Source organism: Streptomyces sp. NRRL WC-3549, assembly GCF_000721935.1.
In the GTDB taxonomy this organism is placed as follows: Bacteria; Actinomycetota; Actinomycetes; order Streptomycetales; family Streptomycetaceae; genus Streptomyces.
Window position 1 is genome coordinate 1 of the sequence record NZ_JOCS01001733.1, and the last position, 5,614, is coordinate 5,614.

At 70.1% G+C, this 5,614-nt stretch carries 6 protein-coding genes; all 6 read right to left on the minus strand.

Features of this window, described 5'->3' with window-relative positions; translation table 11 throughout:
- Window positions 1-57 precede the first annotated feature (57 nt).
- On the minus strand, window positions 58-822 hold the full coding sequence (fabI, locus tag IH13_RS0100005; RefSeq protein ID WP_031079842.1) for an enoyl-ACP reductase FabI: 765 nt from the start codon (window positions 820-822) through the stop codon (window positions 58-60).
- Window positions 819-1,145: a ferredoxin gene (gene fdxA, locus IH13_RS0100010; RefSeq protein WP_031079843.1), complete on the minus strand. Its 327-nt coding sequence runs from the start codon at window positions 1,143-1,145 to the stop codon at window positions 819-821. Before fdxA ends, fabI begins: the two co-directional genes overlap by 4 nt.
- A 26-nt stretch (window positions 1,146-1,171) precedes the next feature.
- On the minus strand, window positions 1,172-2,599 hold the full coding sequence (locus tag IH13_RS0100015) for an MFS transporter (RefSeq protein WP_031079844.1): 1,428 nt from the start codon (window positions 2,597-2,599) through the stop codon (window positions 1,172-1,174).
- A gap of 202 nt (window positions 2,600-2,801) precedes the next feature.
- A complete protein-coding gene (locus tag IH13_RS0100020; RefSeq protein ID WP_031079845.1) occupies window positions 2,802-3,899 on the minus strand; it encodes a fatty acid desaturase family protein in 1,098 nt (365 codons plus the stop codon).
- A 272-nt stretch (window positions 3,900-4,171) separates the two neighbouring features.
- Window positions 4,172-4,369, minus strand: coding sequence for a hypothetical protein (locus IH13_RS36365; RefSeq protein ID WP_158790998.1), 198 nt, complete (start codon window positions 4,367-4,369; stop codon window positions 4,172-4,174).
- 67 nt (window positions 4,370-4,436) lie between these two features.
- Entirely contained in the window at window positions 4,437-5,432 is a 996-nt protein-coding gene (locus tag IH13_RS0100030) for a DUF2156 domain-containing protein (protein WP_031079846.1), read from the minus strand.
- Between the last annotated feature and the right edge of the window lie 182 nt (window positions 5,433-5,614).

The window sequence follows — 5,614 nt, forward strand, 5'->3', positions numbered from 1 at the left end:
GGGCGGTACCCGCGGGTCAGGTCCGGACAGGACCCGCCGGGCACCCCGCGGCGCGCGTCACGCCCCCGTCATGTGCACCCCGCCGTCCACGTGGACGATCTCGCCGGTGGTGCGCGGGAAGAAGTCCGACAGCAGGGCGACCACTCCACGCGCCGCGGGGTCCGGGTCGACGAGGTCCCAGCCGATCGGAGCCCGGTGCCGCCAGACCTCCGCGAGCTCCTGGAAGCCGGGGATGGACTTGGCGGCCATGGACCGCAGCGGGCCGGCCGCCACCAGGTTGCAGCGGATGCCTCGGTCACCCAGGTCTCGGGCCAGATAGCGGCTGGTCGATTCGAGGGCGGCCTTGGCGACGCCCATCCAGTCGTAGTGCGGCCAGGCGACCGTGGCGTCGAAGGTGAGCCCGACCACCGAGCCGCCACGCCCCTCCATCAGGGGCAGGCACGCGGTGGTCAGGGACTTCAGGGAGTACGCCGACACCTGGACGGCCGTCGAGACGTCCGCCCAGTCCCCGTCGAGGAAGGAGAAGGCGCCCTGGGGGCCGTACGCGACGGAGTGCACGACCCCGTCGAGGCCGTCGACGTGCTCGCGCACCCGCTCGGCGAGCGTGTCCAGGTGCGCCTGGTCGGTGACGTCCAGCTCGATCACCGGGGCCGGTTTCGGCAGCCGGGCGGCGATCCGCTCGATCAGGGAGAGCCGGCCGAAGCCGGTCAGGACGACCTCGGCCCCCTCCTCCTGGGCGATCCGGGCGACGTGGAAGGCGATGGACGCGTCCGTGACGACGCCCGTCACCAGGATCCGCTTGCCGGCCAGCACCCCGCTCATGACCGCACCGCCTTCCGCGGCAGGGACCCGACCAGCGGGGAGTCGTGGTCGAGGACACCGAGGGCGCCTCCGCCGCCGGGCGAGCCGAGGGCCTCGAAGAAGTCGGCGTTGGACCCGCGGTGGTCGCCCCACTCGGCGGGGACGTCGTCCTGGAAGTAGATGGCCTCCACCGGGCACACCGGTTCGCAGGCCCCGCAGTCGACGCATTCGTCGGGCTGGATGTACAGGGCGCGCCGGCCCTCGTAGATGCAGTCCACCGGACATTCATCGACGCAGGAACGATCCTTCACGTCGACGCAGGGCAGAGCGATGACGTAGGTCATCGTCAACTCCTCCTCAGGGTTGGCGTTCAGCGGGTCGGAATCCGGTCCACGGACACTCCGGTGGTGCGTTCACCCAGCGTGAGCACGGTGACGGCCAAGGCGGCCATGGCGGCGGCGATGACCGCGAACAGTGCGCCGGGCCCGTAGGAGTCGAGGACGGGCAGCAGGACGAACGGCAGTGCGGCGGCGCTGAGTTTGGACAGCGAGTAGGCCATGCCGGACGCGGTGGCACGGATCGCCGTCGGGTACTGCTCGGAGAGGTACACGTGCGACACGCTGGAGAAGACGTTGCTGCACAGGGTGTAGCCGAAGCCGAACGCCACGATGAGGGCGGGCGAGTCGGTGAAGGCGAAGCCCATTCCGGCGGCGACCATGGCGGCCGCGGACAGCGCGACCAGCGTCTTGCGTTCGACGCGGTCGATGACGGGCAGCGACAGCGCCGAGCCGACGGGGTAGCCGAGGAAGGACAGGGCCGTGAAGCCCAGGCCGGCCACGATGTCGTACCCCTTGGCGGCGAGGATCTGCGGGGCCAGGGTGCCGAAGCCGTAGTAGCCCACCGTGGAGAGCGCGCAGAAGATCCACAGCATCACGGTGCGGCGCCGCAGCGCGGGCGCGAAGACGTCCCGCAGGCTGGACCGCCGGGCGCCGGGCTTCTCGTACGCGACCGGAAGGTCCTCGGCCGGAAGGTCCTCGGCCGGAAGGTCCTCGGCCCGGAGCTCCTGGGCGGCCCGGCCGGCCGGGACCTCTGCCTCCATCCGGGACACCAGCCGGTCCGCCTCCTCGGTCCGGCCGGTCGCCGCCAGCCAGCGCGGGGACTCGATCAGTTGCCTGCGCAGCACCCACACCACGGCCGAGCCGAGCGCGCCGATCACGAACAGCCAGCGCCAGCCGTCCACGCCCAGCGGGGTCAGCGGGACCAGCCACAAGGCCGCGAAGCCGACCGCGGGCACCCCGCAGAAGGCCAGTGTGTAGGCCCAGGCGATGAACCGGCCGCGCTTGGCGGCGGGCAGGACGTCGGCCATGTAGCAGTCGGACAGGGACTGTTCGGCGCCGATACCGACACCGGCCAGGAAACGCGTCACGATCAGCCAGCCCGCGTTGGGCGAGAAGGCCCCGAGCAGGGAGAAGCCCGAGTAGATCGCGAGGTTGATCAGGAAGGCCCGGCGCCGGCCGAACCGGTCCGCGATCCGGCCGAGCACCAGCGAGCCGACGAACTGGCCGACGAACACGGAGGCCAGGACCAGTTTCAGCGACGTCGCACCGAAGGCGAAGTCGTTCTGGAGCACCTTGGCGATGGTGCCCGACAGGCTGTTCTCGAAGGTGTCGAAGAGCAGGCCGATACCGATGACCGCGGTCAGTCTGCGGTGCATGGGCGTGATCGGCATCCGGTCCAGCCGGACCCCGATCGAGGCGGGAGCGGCGGCTTCGCTCACCGCCGTGGTGGTCTGGGACATGCGCGTGCTCCTTGGGGAAGGGACCGCCTGAAAGGCTCCGGCGGCCCCTGACCCGGAGGTACGGCCGGGTGGCCCGGGGACGGAGCTGTGGTGACGGTGGTGTGGTGCCGGTGGTGCGGTGGCCGGTGGTGCGGTGGCCGGGACGGCGGAGGGGTCGGGGAGAGCGGACGCAGCGGGGCGGGCGACAGGCGGACCGCGCGGGTCACGCGGCCTGGCTCGCCTCCCGCCGGATCTGCTCGTCGACGTCGCCGCGCCGCACCGGTGCGCTGACCTCGTGCAGGAACGAGGCGACCTCGCGGTACGAGGCCCAGAACCCGACCTCGTGGTACGGCACCCCGCGCTCGGCGCAGTAGGCACGGGTGAGTTCGCGGGCCCGGGCCAGGTTCTTCTGCGGCATGGCCGGGAACAGGTGGTGCTCGACCTGGTAGTTGAGCCCGCCGTAGAGGAAGTCGATCAGCAGGGACGGGCGGATGTTGCGGGAGGGGAGGACCTGGCGCTCCAGCCAGTCCAGCGTCTCCTCGTCACCGTCGCGGACCTCCATGCCCTTGTGGTTCGGCGCGAAGATCATCCCGAAATAGACACCCAGTGCCGCCTGCTGGACCAGGACGAAGGCGACCGCCAGGACGGGCGAGAGGACGGTGAACACCAGCGCCAGATAGACGGCCGCCCGCGCGACGAGCAGGAACGACTCCAGCACGGGACGCTTGGTCTTGCCCTGGGCGATGGACAGGACGGCGGTCTTCAGCATCTTGAAGGACTCCAGGACCAGCAGCACGAAGAACAGCACGCTCTGGTAGCGCACGATGAACTTCTGCACGCCGCGCCGGGTCGGGTACTGGCTGATGGCGAAGATGGCGGTGCGCCGGCCGATGTCCGGATCCATGTCGAGGTGGTTGGGGTTGCTGTGGTGGCGGTTGTGGTGGTTCACCCACCAGCCGAAGCTGACCCCGTTGACGAGGTTGGCGTGGAAGTATCCGACGGCGGAGGCGGCCTTCTTGCTGCGGAACATGGCCTTGTGGCCCGCGTCGTGCCACATGAAGGCGGACTGCCCGCCGCACAGCCCCATCCAGAGGGCCACCGCGAGCTGCCACCACGAGTCGCCGAGGGCGAAGAACGCGGCGAACCCGAGCAGCAGCAGCGTGGTGTTCAGCACCAGCCGGCCTATGTAGTACCGGGGATCGAGATCGAGAAGGCCTTCCGCCTTGACGCGCTTGAGGAGCTCGGCGAACGTGGCCGACGCGCCACCACGCTGCGGGGGAACGGCGGTGGCCTCGGCTTCTTGGACGTGCGGACGCTGCATGCGTTGCTCTCCTTGGGAGAAGTACCCGAAGCGGGCGGCGGCGCCGCTGCCCTGCGGGCGCCGGGTATCGACAGTGCTTCCGCGGACCGTGACGGAAAGCGGGCGCCGGGCGCCCGGCGCGCCCGGCCCGCTGGAGCACGGTGCGGTACTCCAGCGAACCGGGTCGCCGGGCGAACGTGTGTCCAGCGTTCCGTGCCGCGCTGATGTGACGCTGATACTGAGCTGATCGGCCCCGGGGGCGTGGGAGCCCTGCGTACCGGGCCCTCCTCCACTCAGGCGGCAGCGGTCTGGGCCTCGCGCAGCCTGGCGTCGAGCGCCTGGACGATGCCGTCCGCGGCGCGGGCCACGTCCTCGTCGTCGGGGGCACCGATGATGGCCATGAGCTGCCCGACCATGGCGTGCTGGAGGTCCTCGGTGGTGTTCGTCCCGGTGGTCGTGGTCTCGTCGCTGTCACTCACTGTGTCACTCACTGTGTCGGCTCCTCGTCGTGATGGCCGTCGTGATCGTGGTGATCACGGCGGTGCCCTGCCGGTGGGGTCAGAACGCCTTGCAGGCGCGGAAGACGTGCGCGAAACCGGCCAGCGAGGCGACCGGTCCGTCGAAGGCGACGTATTCCGGGATGAGCGCGTCGGGGGCCCACTTCTGCTTGTACGAAAGCTGGGTCTGCGCCGGGTAGAGCGCGGCTCCCTCGGCCCACAAGGCGTGCATCAGCCACTGGAACGCCGGGCTGTGGCCTTCGAGTTCGTGGCTCGCGTCGAGGCCGGTGAAGGGCGTGAAGCCGAAGTGCAGCCACTCGACGCCCTCGGCGCGGAACACCTCGATGGCGTGCGCGTTGATGGCCTCCATCAGCCCCGGAGAGCCCTCGGGGATGCGCCGGCTCAGGTCGTGCATCCAGCCGGCCCGCTCGCCGTAGACGGGCGAGTACGAGATGTAGGCGACGGGGGCGCCCTCGATGGTCCCGGCGAACAGCCGGCGCTCGGCCTGCGGTTCACCGCCGATCTCGCCCACCAGGAACTCCAGCTGCTGCGCGCCCCCCTTGGAGCCGAGCCAGGCCTCGTCGATCGCCGCTATCGCGCCCTGCCATTCGTCGGCCGTGACCTCCTTGATCTGGAGGCCGTTGCGGTGGGCGCGGGAGATCTTGTTGCGCAGTTGCATGAAGCGGGTGCCGCGCAGCGAGAACTCCGGCAGTCGCACGGCCCAGGAGGCGCCGACCTGGTTGACGGTGAAACCTCGCCGGGCGTAGCGCTCGGCGTCGGAACGCTGGAGCTGGATGCCGACGAGGTGCAGCCCCTCGTCCTTCACATGCCCGCGGAAGGCGTCGAGGAGGGTGTCGTAGGCGTCGGGGGCCGCGAACGGGCCACCGAACTGGACCGCGTAGCGGCCGGTCCGGCGGTAGACGACGACGCCGTCCGTGCCCGGGAGGGTGAAGGCGCTGTTACCGCTGTTGAGCGCCAGGAACGCACTGGCGTTCTCGCTCCGGGTGTGTGTCCGGATCGCCCCGAGAATCGGAGTTTCCGTGGTGGTTTCAGGCATACTCGTATCCCTTTCGAAAGGCGTTTCCTTTGATGCGAGTACAGCACCGACGCCGCGCCGAGGGGAAGACCGTAAAGGAATTCAACTACCGCGTCAGAGAGGTGTCAGCGTCTTATCAGGCCCCCCTGCCAATGTTGTTCTCGTGAACGGCACGGGAAACCGGAAGCCGGGAACAAGGAGAG